The organism is Streptomyces sp. cg40 (assembly GCF_050320165.1).
Classification (GTDB): domain Bacteria; phylum Actinomycetota; class Actinomycetes; order Streptomycetales; family Streptomycetaceae; genus Streptomyces; species Streptomyces hokutonensis.
This window is the reverse complement of the sequence record NZ_CP190128.1, coordinates 7,445,694-7,462,081: the sequence shown is the minus strand read 5'-3', so window position 1 is coordinate 7,462,081 and position 16,388 is coordinate 7,445,694. Positions and strand designations below refer to the sequence as shown.

The 16,388-nt window shown below is 70.1% G+C and carries 16 protein-coding genes; 7 read left to right on the top strand and 9 right to left on the bottom strand.

The genetic code is table 11. The annotated features are described in order from the left end of the window. The first annotated feature begins 251 nt into the window (after positions 1-251). Positions 252-884 carry a response regulator gene (locus tag ACQHII_RS33635; RefSeq protein WP_427925470.1) on the top strand — a complete coding sequence of 211 codons (633 nt, stop codon included), beginning with the start codon at positions 252-254 and terminating at the stop codon, positions 882-884. 6 nt (positions 885-890) lie between these two features. On the opposite strand, the gene ACQHII_RS33630 is transcribed toward ACQHII_RS33635, so the two are convergent. The 5 genes from ACQHII_RS33630 to ACQHII_RS33610 form a co-directional block, all read right to left on the bottom strand. Then, a complete protein-coding gene (locus tag ACQHII_RS33630) occupies positions 891-1,646 on the bottom strand; it encodes a class I SAM-dependent methyltransferase (RefSeq protein WP_427922799.1) in 756 nt (251 codons plus the stop codon). A gap of 225 nt (positions 1,647-1,871) precedes the next feature. Next, positions 1,872-2,711, bottom strand: a complete 840-nt coding sequence (locus ACQHII_RS33625; RefSeq protein ID WP_427922798.1) for a hypothetical protein — start codon at positions 2,709-2,711, stop codon at positions 1,872-1,874. Further along, positions 2,708-3,259: a SigE family RNA polymerase sigma factor gene (locus tag ACQHII_RS33620; RefSeq protein ID WP_427922797.1), complete on the bottom strand. Its 552-nt coding sequence runs from the start codon at positions 3,257-3,259 to the stop codon at positions 2,708-2,710. Before ACQHII_RS33620 ends, ACQHII_RS33625 begins: the two co-directional genes overlap by 4 nt. Before the next feature lie 51 nt (positions 3,260-3,310). After that, positions 3,311-4,861 (bottom strand): MFS transporter, encoded by a 1,551-nt coding sequence (locus ACQHII_RS33615; RefSeq protein WP_427922796.1) that lies wholly within the window; start codon positions 4,859-4,861, stop codon positions 3,311-3,313. A gap of 64 nt (positions 4,862-4,925) precedes the next feature. Continuing rightward, positions 4,926-6,116, bottom strand: coding sequence for a lipid-transfer protein (locus ACQHII_RS33610; protein WP_427922795.1), 1,191 nt, complete (start codon positions 6,114-6,116; stop codon positions 4,926-4,928). A 194-nt stretch (positions 6,117-6,310) separates the two neighbouring features. Between ACQHII_RS33610 and ACQHII_RS33605 the strand changes: the two genes are divergently transcribed. The 5 genes from ACQHII_RS33605 to ACQHII_RS33585 all read left to right on the top strand — a co-directional run bounded on the left by ACQHII_RS33605 (position 6,311) and on the right by ACQHII_RS33585 (position 11,770). Beyond that, positions 6,311-8,044 (top strand): MFS transporter, encoded by a 1,734-nt coding sequence (locus tag ACQHII_RS33605; protein ID WP_427922794.1) that lies wholly within the window; start codon positions 6,311-6,313, stop codon positions 8,042-8,044. 93 nt (positions 8,045-8,137) lie between these two features. Next, the gene (locus tag ACQHII_RS33600; RefSeq protein ID WP_427922793.1) at positions 8,138-8,788 is read left to right on the top strand and encodes a class I SAM-dependent methyltransferase; all 651 of its coding nucleotides are present in this window, start codon (positions 8,138-8,140) and stop codon (positions 8,786-8,788) included. A 76-nt stretch (positions 8,789-8,864) separates the two neighbouring features. Beyond that, positions 8,865-9,779 carry an N-acetylmuramoyl-L-alanine amidase gene (locus ACQHII_RS33595; protein ID WP_427922792.1) on the top strand — a complete coding sequence of 305 codons (915 nt, stop codon included), beginning with the start codon at positions 8,865-8,867 and terminating at the stop codon, positions 9,777-9,779. 86 nt (positions 9,780-9,865) lie between these two features. Continuing rightward, positions 9,866-10,648, top strand: a complete 783-nt coding sequence (locus tag ACQHII_RS33590; protein ID WP_427922791.1) for a hypothetical protein — start codon at positions 9,866-9,868, stop codon at positions 10,646-10,648. A gap of 117 nt (positions 10,649-10,765) precedes the next feature. Further along, a complete protein-coding gene (locus tag ACQHII_RS33585; protein WP_427922790.1) occupies positions 10,766-11,770 on the top strand; it encodes an LLM class F420-dependent oxidoreductase in 1,005 nt (334 codons plus the stop codon). 14 nt (positions 11,771-11,784) lie between these two features. Here ACQHII_RS33585 and ACQHII_RS33580 read toward each other — a convergent pair whose 3' ends face one another. Continuing rightward, positions 11,785-12,354 (bottom strand): hypothetical protein, encoded by a 570-nt coding sequence (locus ACQHII_RS33580; RefSeq protein ID WP_427922789.1) that lies wholly within the window; start codon positions 12,352-12,354, stop codon positions 11,785-11,787. A 141-nt stretch (positions 12,355-12,495) separates the two neighbouring features. Here ACQHII_RS33580 and ACQHII_RS33575 point away from each other — a divergent pair, with 141 nt between their 5' ends. Next, positions 12,496-12,786: a hypothetical protein gene (locus ACQHII_RS33575; protein WP_200716241.1), complete on the top strand. Its 291-nt coding sequence runs from the start codon at positions 12,496-12,498 to the stop codon at positions 12,784-12,786. 123 nt (positions 12,787-12,909) lie between these two features. Here the strand turns inward: ACQHII_RS33575 and ACQHII_RS33570 are convergent, their stop codons facing one another. Genes ACQHII_RS33570 through ACQHII_RS33560 form a run of 3 tightly spaced genes read right to left on the bottom strand, consistent with a single transcriptional unit; the run spans position 12,910 to position 16,171 of the window. Next, on the bottom strand, positions 12,910-13,977 hold the full coding sequence (locus ACQHII_RS33570; protein WP_427922788.1) for a prenyltransferase: 1,068 nt from the start codon (positions 13,975-13,977) through the stop codon (positions 12,910-12,912). After that, positions 13,974-14,708 (bottom strand): class I SAM-dependent methyltransferase, encoded by a 735-nt coding sequence (locus tag ACQHII_RS33565; protein ID WP_427922787.1) that lies wholly within the window; start codon positions 14,706-14,708, stop codon positions 13,974-13,976. Before ACQHII_RS33565 ends, ACQHII_RS33570 begins: the two co-directional genes overlap by 4 nt. Continuing rightward, positions 14,702-16,171, bottom strand: coding sequence for a glycosyltransferase family 4 protein (locus ACQHII_RS33560; RefSeq protein WP_427922786.1), 1,470 nt, complete (start codon positions 16,169-16,171; stop codon positions 14,702-14,704). Before ACQHII_RS33560 ends, ACQHII_RS33565 begins: the two co-directional genes overlap by 7 nt. Positions 16,172-16,388 lie beyond the last annotated feature (217 nt).

Sequence of the window (16,388 nt, the reverse complement as noted above, 5' to 3'; positions counted from 1 at the left end):
GCAGACGGACAGACAGGCAGACGGGTCGATATACCGAACGTCGTTCGATCGAAATGCCGACCCCATTCGCGATCGAAATGTCGAACTGTCGAAAGTTTTCCGAAAACGGCTCTGTTCGGGGAATTCCAGGATGCCGGCGGAATGCCGAGGCGATTGTTTGCCCGCAGCCGAAGACCGTCAAGACTCGCGGACGCGAACAATGAAGAGTTTTTGATAACCGCCCCGGGCCTTACGCTTGCCCCGTGGATGAGATGCCCCGGGACCACCGGCCCGCCAAGTCCGTCAGAGTGCTGCTCGCCGAGGACCAGGGCATGATGCGCGGCGCCCTCGCCCTGCTGCTCGGCATGGAGGCGGACCTGGAGGTCGTCGCCCAGGTCGGGCGGGGCGACGCGATCGTGGACGCCGCCCTGATCCACCGCCCCGATGTCGCCCTCCTGGACATCGAGCTGCCCGGCATGAGCGGCCTGGACGCCGCCGCCGAACTCCGCGAACAGGCCCCCGACTGCCGGGTGTTGATCCTCACCACCTTCGGCCGCCCCGGCTATCTCCGCCGGGCGATGGAGGCGGGCGCGGCCGGCTTCCTGGTGAAGGACGGCCCGGTCGAGGACCTGGCCGCCGCGATCCGCCGCGTCCTCACCGGCGAGACGGTCATCGACCCGGCCCTGGCCGCCGCCGCCCTGAGCGCCGGCCCGAACCCGCTGACCGCCCGCGAGTGCGACGTCCTCAACGCCTCGGTCGACGGCGCGACGGTCTCCGACATCGCGTCAAAACTCCACCTCTCCGAGTCCACCGTCCGCAACTACCTCTCCTCGGCCATCGGCAAAACAGCCACCCGCAACCGCATGGAGGCCATGCGGGAGGCTCGCCAGCAGGGGTGGCTGTAGCGCGCCCTACGCCCTCGGGGCTCGGCGGAACAACGCCGTCCAGAGGAAGTCCTCCCCGAAACACGGGGATTCGACCGCCTCGTCACGCATCCGCCGCAGCTCGACCACCTCCAACTCCCCGAAGATCCACCGCAACTCGTCGTCCGTATAGGCCAGTCCGCCCTCCAGACCCGAGCCGCCGTAGAGCTCGGCGTCGGGCAGCTCCGAGCCCATCCCTCCCGCCGCGAAGCAGGTGAGCGCGAAGTGGCCGCCGGGGGCGAGGACCTGGTCCAGCAGGGCGAGGTAGCTGATGCGCCGGTGCGGGGGCAGGTGGTGGAAGCAGCCGGAGTCGTAGACGAGGTCGTAGGGACCGGGGAGTTCGGTGGCGACAAGGGCGAACGCGTCCCCGCAGTGGAACCGGACTCGAACCCCCGAGTCACGGGCTCTCTCCTCCGCCCACGCGACAGCGGCCGGCGACAGATCCACCCCGTCCACCTCGAAGCCCCGCGCGGCCAGTTCAAGAGCGTTGCGCCCCGGACCGCACCCCAGGTCCAGGGCACGGCCGCCCCCGGGTATCAGCCCCCGGTCCAGATGCCCGACCAGACTCTCGTCCGGCTTCGCGACGAAGAACGGCACCGGTTTGTCACGGTCGGCATAGAAGCCGTCCCACCAGGAGGCACCCCGGGAACTCCAACGATCGGCATCCGGCGCGAACAGCCCGTCCAGAAGCCGGAGTACGTCGTCGATCGTGCGGATGTCCCGCCCGCGCCGGTTCCGGTCCATCCGGCCCCCCTCTCCGAAGCGTCGATCGTAGGAGCGGGCGGGCCGAAAGCCCAGGTCGGCGCCGATCCGGCACCCTTGCGCGGAGTCCGTCAACAACCTTGTGCAGGGCTGGAGTTGGTGCCGGAAGGGCGGCACTCCGGGGACGGCGCGCAAACGTGTCGAGACCCCGCCCGAGGGCCGCCAGTACGGCAGCCCCGGCTGCGCCGGCCGCACTTTTCGGCGTCGCTAGTCCGCCGCCGTCACCTCCGCCGACTCATAGCTCGTCCCCGCCGGAGCCACGCACACGAACCAGTTGGCCCCCGGATAGCCGGCCACCGAGCGGATCACCGGAGCCTCGGTGTAGATGTCGTAGTTCGCGTTGATCTTGCCGGCCACCGTCGAGGTGCCGTCCTTCCAGTGGCAGGTCACGTGTTGCGCGGTCTTGGCGATCTCGCCGACGACCAGGCGGTCGGAGGTCTCCGCGCCTGTTCCCAGGCGGGTCGCGGCGGCTTCCATGTCCGTGCTCACCAGGGGCTCCAGCTTGGTGACCGAGTTGAACATGACCTGCTGCGGGCGGGCGTCACCGTAGGCCCGGGTCACGAAGAAGGAGGTCTTGCCGATCAGGGCGGCGGCCGTGTGGCCGTCCGGGGGTTCGAGGCCCAGTTCGGTCATGGCGGCCAGCTGCTTGTCCGCCTCGGCCTTGTCGCGCGGTGCCCCCCACACCTCGATGGCTGCCCGCCACGGCTTGTCGCGGTAGGTGCCCATGGCCAACGCCGTCCGCTGCGGCTCGTACACATGCCGCTCCTCCGGTGTCGAGGGCCGGGTCGGTTTCTGGGTCACCGCGGGTGTCACCTCCACGCCGTTCCCATCACGCAGCCCGGCCAGGGCCAGCGTGCCCGACGTGCCCGTGATCACCAGTGCCGCGGCCGTGGCAAGTGCCCAGCGGCGGGCCCGGCGCCTGCGGCCGCCGCGGATCACCGCCTGGTAGGGGGCTATGCCGATCTCGACCTCGTCCGCCGCGTCGGCCAGCAGGAGGGCGATGTCTCTGTCCGTCATCGTGTGGTTCGTCTCCCGGTCCTCGCTCATCGCTTCCGCCCTCCCTGTGTCACCGTCTCGGCGAGTCCTGGTATGGCGCGGAGTTTCGCGATCCCCTTGGCCGCGTTGCTCTTCACCGCGCCGACGGAACAGCCCATCGCCTGTGCCGTCTGTGTCTCGGTGAGGTCCTCCCAGTACCGCAGCACCACCGCCTCCCGCTGCCTCGCGGGCAGTTGGGCCAGCGCCTTCAGCAGGGCGTTGCGGTCCTCGGCCTGGGCGATGCGGTCACCGGTGTCGGCGATCTCGCGCACCAGTCCCGAGTCGTCCTTCGGGGCGAGGAACTCCTTGAGCCGTCTGCGGTGTTTGCGTGCGTGCGCGTTGATCATCACGCGCCGTACGTACGCCTCCGGATCGTCCGCCGAGCCGACCTTGCGCCAGGCCACGAAGACCTGCTCCAACGTCGACTGGACCAGGTCCTCCGCGGCGTGCTGCTCCCCCGTAAGAAGAAATGCCGTCCGCATCAGCCGCGGCCAGCGGCCGATGACGAAGCTCTGGAACTCGTCGTCCCGAGTCTCCCGAGCCTCCTTGCGATCCCCCATGGGCACCTCCTAGATGTGTAAAGGAGTCCATGAGCCGCCCGGACCGTTGCCTCACTTCTCGAAACTCGTGGAAGTCGTGGAAGTCGTGGAAGTCGTGGAAGTCGCATCCCTGTCCGCGCTCGACCCGGTGCCCGTGGGTACCCCCGCAGGTACCGCCGTCCTGCGCCACGGCAGCCACACCACCATCAGCACCACCCCGCCGAGCAGCACCCCCGCTCCGGTACGGAACGCCAGCGCGTACCCCTCCGTCAGTGCCTCCGGCCTACTCCCACCGCTCTCCGCCGTCCGCGCCGCCGCGATCGTCGACATCACGGCGAGGCCCAGCGAACCTCCCATCGTGCGCGAGGTGTTGACCAGCCCGGAGACGAGACCGGCCTCGCCCGGCGCGGCCCCGGACGTGGCGAGCGCGGCGAGCGGGGTGGCGGTCAGGCCCGCGCCGAGCATCATCAGGATTCCGGGGAACATGATCTCCGTCAGATAGTCCCCCCGCGCGGTCATCAGCGACTGCCAGCCGAAGCCGACCGCCGCGATCAGCGACCCGAGCACGGCGACGTTGCGCGCGCCGAGGACCGGCATGAAGCGGGGCGCCGACTTGGAGCCGACGAGGACGGCCAGGGAACTCGGCACCAGTGCGAGCCCGGCCTCCAGCGGGCTGTACCCGAGGACGTTCTGCGTGTACAGCGTCATGAAGAACCACATGCAGAACATCGCGGAGCCGCACAGGAACATCGCCGTGTTGGCCGACGACACCGCCCGCGACCGGAACAGCCCGAGCGGCATCAGCGGAGCGGCCGTACGGGCCTCGACGACGAGGAAGAGCGCGACCAGCGCGAGTCCGGCGGCCAGCGGGACCAGGGTCGCGGCGGCCGTCCACCCCTCGGCCTCGGTCTGCGAGATGCCGTAGGCCAGCATCCCGAGGCCGGCCGTGACCAGGACGGCACCGGGCAGATCGAGGCGTCGCCCGTCCCCGGCCCGGCTCTCCGGGAGCCGGCGCAGTGAGCCGAGCAGCACGACCGCGCCGACGGGCACGTTGATCAGCAGCACCCAGCGCCACGACAGCGTGTCCACGAGCACCCCGCCGACGAGTCCGCCGGCGGCCCCGCCGCCCGCGCCGACCGCGGTCCAGGTGGCGATGGCCCGGGCGCGGGCCGCGCCCTCCGGCACCGCCGAGGTGACGATCGTCAGCGTCGAGGGTGCCAGTACGGCGGCGCCGAGTCCCTGCGCGGCCCGGGCGAGGAGCAGTTGCCAGCCGTCCTGGGCGAGTCCGCCGGCCAGCGAGGCCAGGGTGAAGAGCGCGAGCCCGACGAGGAACATCCGCTTGCGGCCGTAGAGGTCGCCGGCGCGCCCGCCGAGCAGCATGAACCCGGCGAAGGCGATGGCGTACGCGTTGACCACCCACTGGAGCCCGGACGCGCTCATGCCCAGGTCGGTCCGCATCGACGGCAGCGCCACGTTGACGACGGACACGTCGAGCACGACGAGGAACTGTCCGGCACACGCGAGCGCCACCACCAGCCAGGCGGGCGGCGGCGCGCCCCTGCTGAACAGGCGGGATATGCGGGATCTGCGGGAGGCGTCATCGGCTCGGGACATGGTCGTCATACTCTCAACCGGCCCACGTCCCCGGCATCGGCATTTCGCCGCAGCCGTACCACCGCCGCAGGACCTACGTCGCCCGCAGCAAGGTCACCACCGCCGCCCCGCCCAGCCCGATGTTGTGCGCGAGCCCCACCTCGGCACCCGGTACCTGCCGCTCCCCCGCCGTCCCCCTCAACTGCCACACCAGCTCGGTGACTTGGGCGATCCCGGTGGCGCCCAGCGGGTGCCCCTTGGAGATCAGGCCGCCGGACGGGTTGACCACCCACCGCCCGCCGTAGGTCGTGCCGCCGGACTCGACGAGCTTCCCGGACTCCCCCGGTTCGCACATGCCGAGGGCCTCGTAGGTCAGCAGTTCGTTGATCGAGAAGCAGTCGTGGAGCTCTACGACGTCCACGTCCTCGATGCCGAGTCCGGACCGTTCGTAGACCTGGCGGGCGGCGGCCCGGGACATGGGCTGTCCGACGACGTCGACGCAGGAGCCGGAGGCGAAGGAGTCCTCGGTGTCGGTGGTCATCGCCTGGGCGACGATCTCGACGAGCGGACCGGCCAACTCCCTTGACCGCGCGAAGCGTTCGGAGACGACGACGGCCGCCGCGGCGCCGTCCGAGGTCGGTGAGCACTGGAGTTTCGTCAGCGGGTGGTGGACGACCCGGGCCGCGAGGATGTCGTCGACGCCGTAGACGTCCTGGAACTGGGCGTACGGATTGTGGGCCGAGTGCCGGTGGTTCTTGGCGGCCACGGCGGCGAGCTGGGCCTCCGTCGTGCCGTACTTCTCCATGTGTTCGCGGGCCGCGTCGCCGAAGATCTGCGCGGTGGGCGGGGTCATCTCGAAGCCGTGGCGGGCGGCCATGATGCCGTAGTGGCGCGCGACGGGGGACGTGGCGAAGTCCCCTCCGTCGGTACCGCCGCCGAGCGCGCCGCGCTTCATCTTCTCGAAGCCCACCGCCAGTACGCAGTCGGCCGCCCCGCCCTCGACGAGCTGGCGGGCGAGCATCAGCGCGGTCGAACCCGTGGCGCAGTTGTTGTTGACGTTGTAGACGGGGATGCCGGTGAGACCCAGCTCATAGGCGGCGCGCTGGCCGGCGGTCGAGGGCTGGAAGCAGTAGCCGATCGGAACCTGTTCCACGTCGCCGTAGGAGATCCCCGCGTCCGCGAGGGCGGCGCTGCCGGCCTCCCGCACCATGTCCCAGTACTGCCACTCCCGGCTCTCCGGCTTCTCGAACCTCGTCATCCCGACGCCGGCGACATAGGCCTTCATGGCGGGCGAGATTAGAACACGTTTCAGTAAATGGCCAGAGGTGACAGAGGGTCAGATATTCATGGAACGGTCAAGGATTCGTTAGTACGCCGAAGCATCGGAATAGTTGCCCATGCATACGAGGTTTACCGTGCACTTATCCCGCACGGATCAACCGGTTGTACCCCACTCCTCAGGCCTGGAGGCCTCACTCCATGACGCACACGTCGACCGACCAGCCCGCACGGAGGCCGTCCGGCGCCATCGTGCCGGTGCTCGCCTTCGCGGGCATCGTTGTCGCGGTGATGCAGACCCTGCTCGTCCCGGTCATCAAGGACCTGCCGCAGCTGCTGAGCACCGAGCCCAGCAACGCCACCTGGGTCCTGACCTCGACGCTCCTCTCCGGAGCCGTCGCCACACCGATCATGGGCCGCCTCGGCGACCTCTACGGCAAGCGGCGGATGCTGATCACCAGCCTGGCCATCATGGTGGTGGGCGCGCTCGTCAGCGCCCTCACCAGCGATCTCCTCACGATGATCGCAGGCCGTACGCTCCAGGGCTTCGCGATGGGCGCGATACCGCTGGGCATCGGCCTGATGCGCGACATGCTGCCCCGCGAGAAGCTCGGCTCGGCCATGGCCCTGATGAGTTCCTCGATCGGCGTCGGCGGCGGACTCGCGCTGCCGCTCGCGGCCCTGGTCGCGCAGCACGCCGACTGGCACGCCCTGTTCTACGGCGCGGCCGGCCTCGGTGTCCTCGCCATCGTCCTCACTCTCCTCGTCGTACCGGAGTCCCCGATGCGTGCGGAGGGCACCTTCGACGTGCTCGGCGCGATCGGCCTCTCCGCCGGCCTCGTCCTCTTCCTCCTCCCCATCACCAAGGGCAGCGACTGGGGCTGGACCTCCGGCACCACGCTCGGCCTGTTCGCCGCGGCGGCCGTCGTCCTCGTGCTGTGGGGCGTGATGGAGCTGCGCCTGAAGGCCCCGCTGGTGGACCTGCGCACCACGGCCCGCCCCGCGGTCCTCTTCACCAACCTCGCCTCGATCATGGTCGGCGTCTCCTTCTACGTCGTCTCCCTCGTCCTGCCCCAGCTCCTCCAGCTGCCGAAGGCCACCGGCTACGGCCTCGGCCAGTCGATGGTCACCGCCGGCCTGCTGGTCGCGCCGCTGGGCCTGACGATGATGTTCACGGCCCCCGTCTACGCCCGCCTCTCGGCGAAGTACGGCCCCAAGGTCACCCTGATCCTCGGCATGCTGATCATCGGCATCGGCTACGGTGCCGGCCTCGGCCTGATGAGCGCGGCCTGGCAGAGCCTGGTCATCGCGGTCGTCCTGGGCGCGGGCATCGGCCTCGCGTACTCCTCGCTGCCCGCGCTGATCGTGGGTGCGGTGCCGGCGTCGGAGACCGGCGCGGCGAACGGGCTCAACACCCTGATGCGGTCCATCGGTACGTCCGTCTCCAGCGCCGTGATCGGGATGGTGCTGGCCAACACCGCGAACCATGCGGGCGGGGTCGCGATCCCCACGATGCATGGATTCCGGGTGTCCTTCATGATCGCTACGGGTGCGGTCGCCGTCGGTCTGCTGATGGCCCTGTTCCTCCCGAAGCCGAACCGGGCTCCGCAGCTGAACTTCAGCAGCGAGGAGGAGGCCAATCTGGAGCGCGCGGAGGAGATTCTCCGGGGGTTCCGGGGGCGGGTACTCGGTGCGGACGGTTCGCCGGTCGCGCGGGCCAAGGTCACGTTGATCGACCGGCGGGGGCGGCAGGCCGGAGCCACGTTGTCGTCCGAGGACGGGAGTTATGTGATCGCTGTGCCGTCGGAGGGGGCGTATGTGCTGGCTGCACGGGCGGTGGGACATGGGCCGTTGGCCTCGTCTGCGTCGCATGCGGGGGACGAGGTCGCGGTTGACCTGGATCTTTCGTTGCCCGGTGAGAGTGTCAGCGCGTAGTCGGTAGGTTGTCGGGTGCGGGTGCGTGGGGGCTGGTCGCGCAGTTCCCCGCGCCCCTAAAACCAACGCGCACCCCCGATCGAGAGGTCCCCCATGCTCCCGGCACCCAAGCCTGAAATCCTCGCCGCATTCGAGAGCGCCAAGGGATTCATGCCGGTCGATGAAGGGCTCGCCCTGTACTCCGCCGCCGTGGAGGCAGGAAGCCTCGGGCTGCCCTTGCTGGAAGTGGGGACGTACTGCGGGCGTTCCGCCATCCTCCTCGCCGATGCAGCCCGGGCGGCCGGTGTCGTCGTGCTCACGGTCGATCATCACCGGGGCAGCGAGGAGCAGCAGCCGGGGTGGGAGTACCACGACCCGGAGACGGTCGACCCGGAGATCGGGCTGATGGACACACTGCCCACGTTCCGCAGGACCCTGTACCGGGCGGGGCTTGAGGAGCACGTGGTCGCGCTCGTGGGGCGGTCGCCGCAGGTGGCGCGTGTCTGGGGCTCTCCCCTCGCCCTCGTCTTCATCGACGGCGGCCACACCGACGAGCACGCGAACGCCGACTACGAGGGCTGGGCGCCGCATGTCGCGGAGGGCGGGCTGCTCGTCATCCACGACGTGTTCCCGGAACCCGAGGACGAGCTCACCGGGCAGGCCCCGTACCGCGTGTACCAACGGGCCCTGGAATCCGGCGCGTTCACGGAGGTGTCGGCGACGGACTCGCTGCGGGTGCTACGTCGCACGGGCACCGGCATCTGAAGATCGGCCGCGACTCCTGGCGGCGCTTGTCGCCGCTTCGGCGGGACCGCACCGCTGGACGGCTAGGGTGGCTCACGTGTCGTACGTAGGTCCGGACTTCGATCCCCCGCAGCCCCGTCGTTTCCGTCGTGGGCCCCTGACCGTGGCCCTGGCCGCGCTGGTGCCGGGGGCGCTGGTCGGGTGGTTCGTGTACGAGGCGGTGGGTGGTCCGGGTGACTCGGGCGGGGCGGCGGCCGGTTCGTCGGCGCCGGCGGCCAGTGCGGCCGCGACCCCCTCGGGCACCGCCTCGAACGACGACAAGCCGCCGAACTCCCGGCCTCTCACGGGCAAGGTCGTCGTCATCGACCCGGGGCACAACGTCACCAACTTCCAGCACACCGCCGAGATCAACCGCAAGGTGGACATCGGCACGAACTGGAAGGAGTGCGACACCACGGGGACGTCCACCAACTCGGGTTACGCGGAAGCCCAGTTCACGATGGACGTGTCCCACCGGCTGCAGAAGATCCTGGAGCGGCAGGGCGCCACGGTGAAGCTGACCCACGACGGCTCCTCCCCGGCCTGGGGACCGTGTGTCGACGAGCGCGCGAAGATCGGCAACGCCGCGCACGCGGACGCCGCGATCTCCATCCACGCGGACGGCGCCCCGGCCGGCGACCGCGGTTTCCATGTGATCCTGCCGGCCTCCGTGCACGCGGGCGGCGCCGACACCCGCGCGATCGTCGCCCCTTCCGCCGTTCTCGGCCGCAACATCGAGAGCGACTACCGTCGTACGACGGGCGAACCGCCTTCCAACTACGTCGGCGACGGCACCGGTCTCGTCACACGTAAGGACCTGGGCGGTCTCAATCTGTCAACGGTTCCCAAGGTGTTCATCGAGTGCGGCAATATGCGCGATAGCAAGGATGCCGCACTGCTGACGAACGGCGCCTGGAGACAGGCGGCGGCGCAGGGGATCTCTGAGGGAATCGTGAGTTTCCTGCGCGGGTAGCGATCAGCGGGCTGATCCGGGCGGACACCCTGGCAAGGTGGACGATAGGGTCAACCGACGACGAGACGACCTACGAAGGACCTGAAGTGAATATCCGCTCCCTCACACGAGGCGACGGTGTGGTGATCGGAGCAGCGGTATTGCTCTTCATCGCGTCGTTCCTCAAGCTCTATTCCGTCTCCGGGTACAACGTGGACGTGACCGCGTGGACCAACCTCGGTAACGCCCTCGGCACTTATGTCGGCGGCGTGATCGGTGCCGCTCTCATCGTCGTCAACCGCGCCCTGCCCCAGCCGCGCAAGATCGTGGGCCTGGACCTCGGTACGGTCGGCGCCGCGTTCACCGTTCTCTCCGCGTGGACCCTCTTCTGGTCGCTCGTGGACACCCCGGACGGCGCCAGCGCCTCCTCCGGCCTCATCCTCGGCTTCATCGCGGCCCTCGCCCTGGCCGGTGCCGCCGTCGCGACGCCCCTCGTCCCGGCCCTCCAGGCCGCCCTCGTCCCCGCCCCCAAGCCGGCCGCCCCGCAGCCCTACGGCGCCCAGCCGCCCGGCGGTTACGGCTACCCGGGCGCCGGTGCGCCTCAGCCGTCGTACGGCACTCCGCCGCAGCAGGCGCAGACGGCGCAGCCGTTCGGTCAGCCCCAGCCGCAGCCGACGCCGCCTCCGGGCGGGGAGTTCTCGCCGTTCTGGTTCGCCGTACCGGTGGCCCGCCCGCTGTTCGCGGAGGACGGTTCGCCGTCGACGATCGCCGAACTCGCGCCGGGTACCTGGTACTTGGCCGTCGATCAGCGCGGTGCCGCGCTGATCGCGCAGACGCAGGACGGCCGTCGTGGCGTACTGCAGGACACCTCCGGGATCCAGCGCGGCTGAGCCCCGCAGCGTCTCCCACGGCCCCTCGCCCTTCCGGGCGGGGGGCCGTTGTCGTACAGTCGCAGCCGTCCCGTCGACTTGCTGACGATCCGTCAGATTGCTGACTGTGGAGGCGACATGCGGCTCGGTCTCGCACTCGGGTACTGGGGGCGCGGGCCCTCCGCCGACCACGTGCCGCTGGCCCAGGAGGCGGAGCGGCTCGGCTACGACTCGGTGTGGACGGCCGAGTCGTGGGGTTCCGACGCCTTCACTCCCCTGACCTGGATCGCCGCACAGACCTCAAGGATCAAGCTGGGGACGGCGGTTGCACAGATGGCGGCCCGCTCGCCGACCACCACCGCGATGCACGCGCTCACCCTCGACCATCTGTCGGGCGGCCGCATGATGCTCGGGCTCGGGCTGTCGGGGCCGCAGGTGGTGGAGGGCTGGTACGGGCGGCCGTTCCCCAGGTCGCCGCTGACCGCGACCCGGGAGTACGTCGAGGTCGTACGGCAGGTGCTGCGGCGGGAGGCGCCGGTCGAGGTGGACGGGCGGTTCCACTCGCATCCGTACCGGGGCGCGGACGGTACCGGGCTCGGCAAACCGCTCAGGTCCATCACCCACCCCCTCCGCCCCGACCTACCCGTCCTTCTGGGTGCCGAGGGGCCGAAGAACGTGGCGCAGACGGCCCAAATCGCGGACGGGTGGCTGCCGTTGTACTGGTCGCCGAGTCGGCCGGAGGTGTACGGGACCACCGGCTTCCGTGACAGCTTCCTCGTCGCACCGATGGCACAGGTGAAGGTCTGCGACGACGTCGCCGAAGGCCTGCTCCCCGTGAAGATGATGCTCGGCTTCTACATCGGCGGGATGGGGCACGCGGCCCGCAACTTCCACGCGGACCTGATGGCACGCATGGGATACGAGGAAGAGGCCCGCCGGATACAGGAGTTGTTTCTCGGCGGGCGCCGGGAGGAGGCCGTCCTCGCCGTGCCGGACGCGTTCGCCGACGAGATCTCGCTCGTCGGCCCGCGTGAACGCATCGCGGAACGGCTGGAGTTGTGGCGCAAGGGCCCGGTCACGGACCTGCTGGCCCTTGCGCCCGACCCGCACACGCTGCGGGTGCTGGCGGAGCTCAACTCCTAGGAGCCGACGGAGACTCAACCGCCCGCGAGCTGCCCTGCCGACGGCACCTTGTCGGTCACCTCGGCGCCCGCGCTCTTCCCGGCGTCCTTGACCTTGTTGATGATGTCGTCGAAGGAACTCGCCGTGGCGTCGGTCGAGTCGCCCTTGCGGAGCTTGGACGGCAGGTCCTTGAGGGAGTCAATGCCTGCGGTCAGCGGGGCGAGTGCCTTGGAGAGCGTGGGGTCGCCCTGGGCGTTCTTCTTGGCCGCCTTGAGCCGGTTGTACGCGAACGCGCCGGCGAGGCCAGCCTTGACGAGGGCGAACCTGCGTCCGCTCGCACCCTTCTTGAACTTGCCGGCCTTCCAGGGCTTCACGATCCACTGGTAGGTCGCACCGGCGGCGAGGCCCGCGTTGGCGACGAAGCGGGTCTTGGCGAGCTTCTGGCGCTCGGCGGTGGTGCTCGGGCTCGGGGTGGCGGCGGCCGCCACGACGGCCGCGGTGTTCTGCGTGGCGTCCTCGGTGGCGCTGCCGCAGGCGGTGGCACCGGCGAGCAGCGCGCAGCACAGGGTGAGCGCCACGAAGAGGCGCCGTATCGGTACGGGCACGGAATCCTCCGGGGTTTTCCCCGAGTGGGTGTCCTTACCCCGGCAGCCTCACCCGGCCCGGGCGGTTGCGCCACCCGGGGGACGCCGTTCGGGTTTCTCGCCGCCTGGTTTCAGCGCGGGCGGAGCGGCAACCCGGTGGGCATGTCCCCCTACCGACGTGGTTCGAATTCCGCCGGCAACGTCATCGTGATCATTGCCGACATCATGGCCCTCATCCTGGGGCTCTGGATCCTGATGTACCTGCTGGACGCCAACCGCGCGAACGACCTCGTGCAGTTCGTCCACCGCACGGCGGACTGGCTGGCCGGCTGGTCCCGTGACCTGTTCACCTTCGACGAGGCGTGGGCGCGGGTCGTGTGCGGCTATGGTCTGGCCGCGATCGTGTACCTGTTTATCGGCCATGCGATCGCCAACCGGGTACATCGTTCCTGACGGGGTGGCGGGTGCGGGTGCGTTGTGGCTGGTCGCGCAGTTCCCCGCGCCCCTAAAGACTCCGGCCCGGCGTGTCTTTCAGGGGCGCGGGGAACTGCGCGACCAGCCCCCACCGGCCCGCGCTCAACAACAGTCCGGATCCAGCCCATTCGGCAGAAGCTCGGCACCGAAGACGGCGCAGGTCGCGTCATGCCCCCCAAGCGCCGCCACCGCAAGCAGCAACGACCCCGCAGTCCAAGTCGTCAGTTCACGCGGCCAGATCGCGTCGTCCTCGAAGACGTACCCCGTCCAGTACAGCCCGGTCTCCGCATCGCGCAGGTGCTGTATCGACTGGAGGATCTCCAGCGCGCGGTCGGACTCGCCCAACACCCACAGGGCCAGGGCGAGTTCCGCGGACTCGCCGCCCGTGACCCACGGGTTGGGGACGACGCACCGCACCCCGAGCCCGGGCACGACGAAGCGGGTCCAGCCCTCCTCCACGCGGGACTTGGCCTCCGCGCCGGTCAACGCGCCGCCCAGGACCGGGTAGTACCAGTCCATCGAGTAGCGGTCCTTGTCCAGGAACCGTTCCGGATGGCGGCGGATCGCGTGCCGCAGCGCGCCGACCGCCAACTCCCAGTCCGGCTGCGGCTCTTCGCGCTGCTCGGCGATGGCGAGCGCGCAGCGCAGCGCCTGGTGGATCGAGGAGGAACCGGTCAGCAGCGCGTCGGCCGTGTCCGTGCCGTCGGCGTCCCGCTTCCAGCCGATCTGCCCGCCCGGCTGCTGGAGCCGGAGGACGAACTCGACCGCCGCGTAGACCGTGGGCCACAGGCGGTCGAGGAACGTGTCGTCGCCGGTGGAGAGGTAGTGGTGCCACACGCCCACGGCCACGTAGGCGACGAAGTTGGTCTCGCGGCCCCGGTCGGTGACGTCGTGCGCGTCGCCGTCGGCGTAGGCCGCGTACCAGGAGCCGTCCTCGTTCTGGTGGCGGGCGAGCCAGGTGTACGCCCGCTCGGCGGCCTCGTGCTCGCCGGCCGCGTCGAGCGCCATCGCGGCCTCGGTGTGGTCCCACGGGTCGAGGTGATGGCCCCGGAACCAGGGGATCGCCCCGTCCTCCCGCTGCACGGCGAGGATGCCGGCGACGGTCGCGGCGGCCTCCTCCGCGGTGAGGACCCCGGGCAGGACGAGGTGTTCTGTCCGGGGAGCGGTCACTTGGCTTCCGCCAGGGGGAGGTGCGGCTTGGTCGCGTAGGCCACGAAGCTCTTGCCGATCAGCGGGTTCAGCGCCTGCTCGGCGACCCGGGTGGCGAAGGGTTTCTTCATGATGTCCCAGACCAGGAGCTTGTGGTACGCCTGCACCGGCAGCGCCTTGTCGTTGTCCACGCCGAACGCGCACTTCAGCCACCAGTACGGCGAGTGCAGCGCGTGCGCGTGGTGGGTGCCGTAGGGCTTGAGGCCGGCCTCGCGGATCTTGGTGAGGAGTTCGTCCGCCTTGTAGATGCGGATGTGGCCGCCCTCGACCTCGTGGTACGCGTCCGACAGCGCCCAGCAGACCTTCTCGGGGCCGTAGCGCGGGACGGTGATCGCGATCCGGCCGCCGGGCTTCAGGACCCGGACCATCTCGGCGAGCACACCCTTGTCATCGGGGATGTGCTCCATCACCTCGGAGATGATCACGACGTCGAACGACTCGTCGGGGAAGGGGAGTTGGAGCGCGTCGCCCTCCATCGCGGTGGCGGTGGCGCCGGCCGGGGCCTCGCCGGCCTCCTTCATCGCCGCGAACCACTTGGCGACCTCGCGGATCTCCTCGGCGTTCTGGTCGAGGGCGACGACCTGGGCCCCTCGCCGGTAGCACTCGAACGCGTGCCGCCCGGCACCGCACCCGAGGTCCAGGACACGGTCGCCAGGGGCGAGCGGGAACCGGGAGAAGTCGACGGTCAGCACGTGGCCCTGCTTTCGGGATAGACGCCGGTGTCAGTCGTGGAGGTCGAGGTCGTGGAGGTCGAGGTCGTGGAGGTCGAGGTCGTGGAGGTCGCGGATTCGACGCCCCGGGGGGTCGCGGAGCGGCCGGGAAGTTCGGCGGCGGAGCCGCGCATGGCCTCGTCGGCGGAGGCGGCCATGGCCTCGCGGTAGCGCAGGACCGTGCCTTCCGCGGCTCGCGACCAGGTGAACCGGGCCAGTACCCGCTCACGCCCTGCGTGGCCGAGCCGTGCTCTCAACTCCGGGTCGGCCAACAGGCGGCTCAGCGCCGTGGCCAGCGCGCCCGGATCCCCCGGCGGTACCGCCAGGCACGTCTCGCCGTCACGTCCGGCGACCTCCGGGATCGCCCCGCCCGTCGTCGCGACGAGCGGAGTCCCCGTGGCCATCGCCTCGGCCGCCGGGAGCGAGAAGCCCTCGTACAGCGAGGGCACGCAGGCGACCTCCGCCGAGCGGACCAGGTCGACGAGTTCGGCGTCGGAGATGCCCTTGACGAACTCGACGGCGCCTTCGAGGCCGTAGCGCTCGACGGATTGGGCCACCGGACCCTCCGTCGGGCGTTTGCCCACGACGATCAGGTGGGCGTCGGGGTGTTCGGTGCGGACCTTGGCGAGGGCCTCGACGAGGTGGACCAGGCCCTTGAGGGGGACGTCCGCGCTGGACGTGGTGACGATCCGGCCCGGTACCTGCGGGACGGTGGGGTCCGGGGAGAACTGGTCGGTGTCGGCGCCGATGTGGACGACGTGGATACGGTCGTCGCGGACGCCGAGGTGGTCGACGATCTCCTGGCGCGAGGTGCCGGAGACGGTGAGCACGGAGGGGAGGCGGCGGGCGACCCGCTTCTGCATCCGCGTGAAGGCGTACCAGCGGCGCTTGGACATGCGCTGGCGCCAGTCCTGTGCCGCGTCCAGCTCCAACTGCCGGTCCACGGTGATGGGGTGGTGAATCGTCGTGACGAGCGGTGCGCCGACATCCCCCAACAACCCGTAACCCAGCGTCTGGTTGTCGTGCACGACGTCGAACTCGCCGCGTCTGGCGCGGAGATGGCGGCGCGCGCGCAGCGAGAAGGTGAGGGGCTCGGGGAAGCCGCCGGTCCACATCGTCGCGACTTCGAGCGCGTCGATCCAGTCCCGGTACTCGTCGCGCTTCGGGGTGCGGAAGGGGTCCGGGGAGCGGTACAGGTCGAGCGAGGGCAGCTCGGTCAGGGAGATGCCGTCGTAGCCCTCGTCGAGGACCGGGTACGGCTGGGAGCCGATGACCTCGACGCGGTGCCCGAGGCGGGCCAGTTCGCGGGAGAGATGGCGGACGTAGACGCCCTGGCCGCCGCAGAACGGGTTCCCTTTATAGGTGAGGAGTGCGATACGGAGCGGTCGCTCGCCGTCGGCTGCCGAGTCCTCCTGGGGACCCGCCTGACTGGCCTCAGCGGTCACTCTGAGCCCCCTTCTGCCTGCACTGTCCCGCGAGATTACGCCGGGACGCTAATCTAGAACAAGTTTCAGACTTGATCGTCCAGGAGGTTCTGAATCTACCGGCCGGTACGGGCGCTGTGAGAAGTGGATCAGGTGATTCACACCACGACCGGGACCCTGCCATGATCGGTCCGATCACCCGCCCTCACCGACAGTCACGGAAGCAGTCACGGAACGG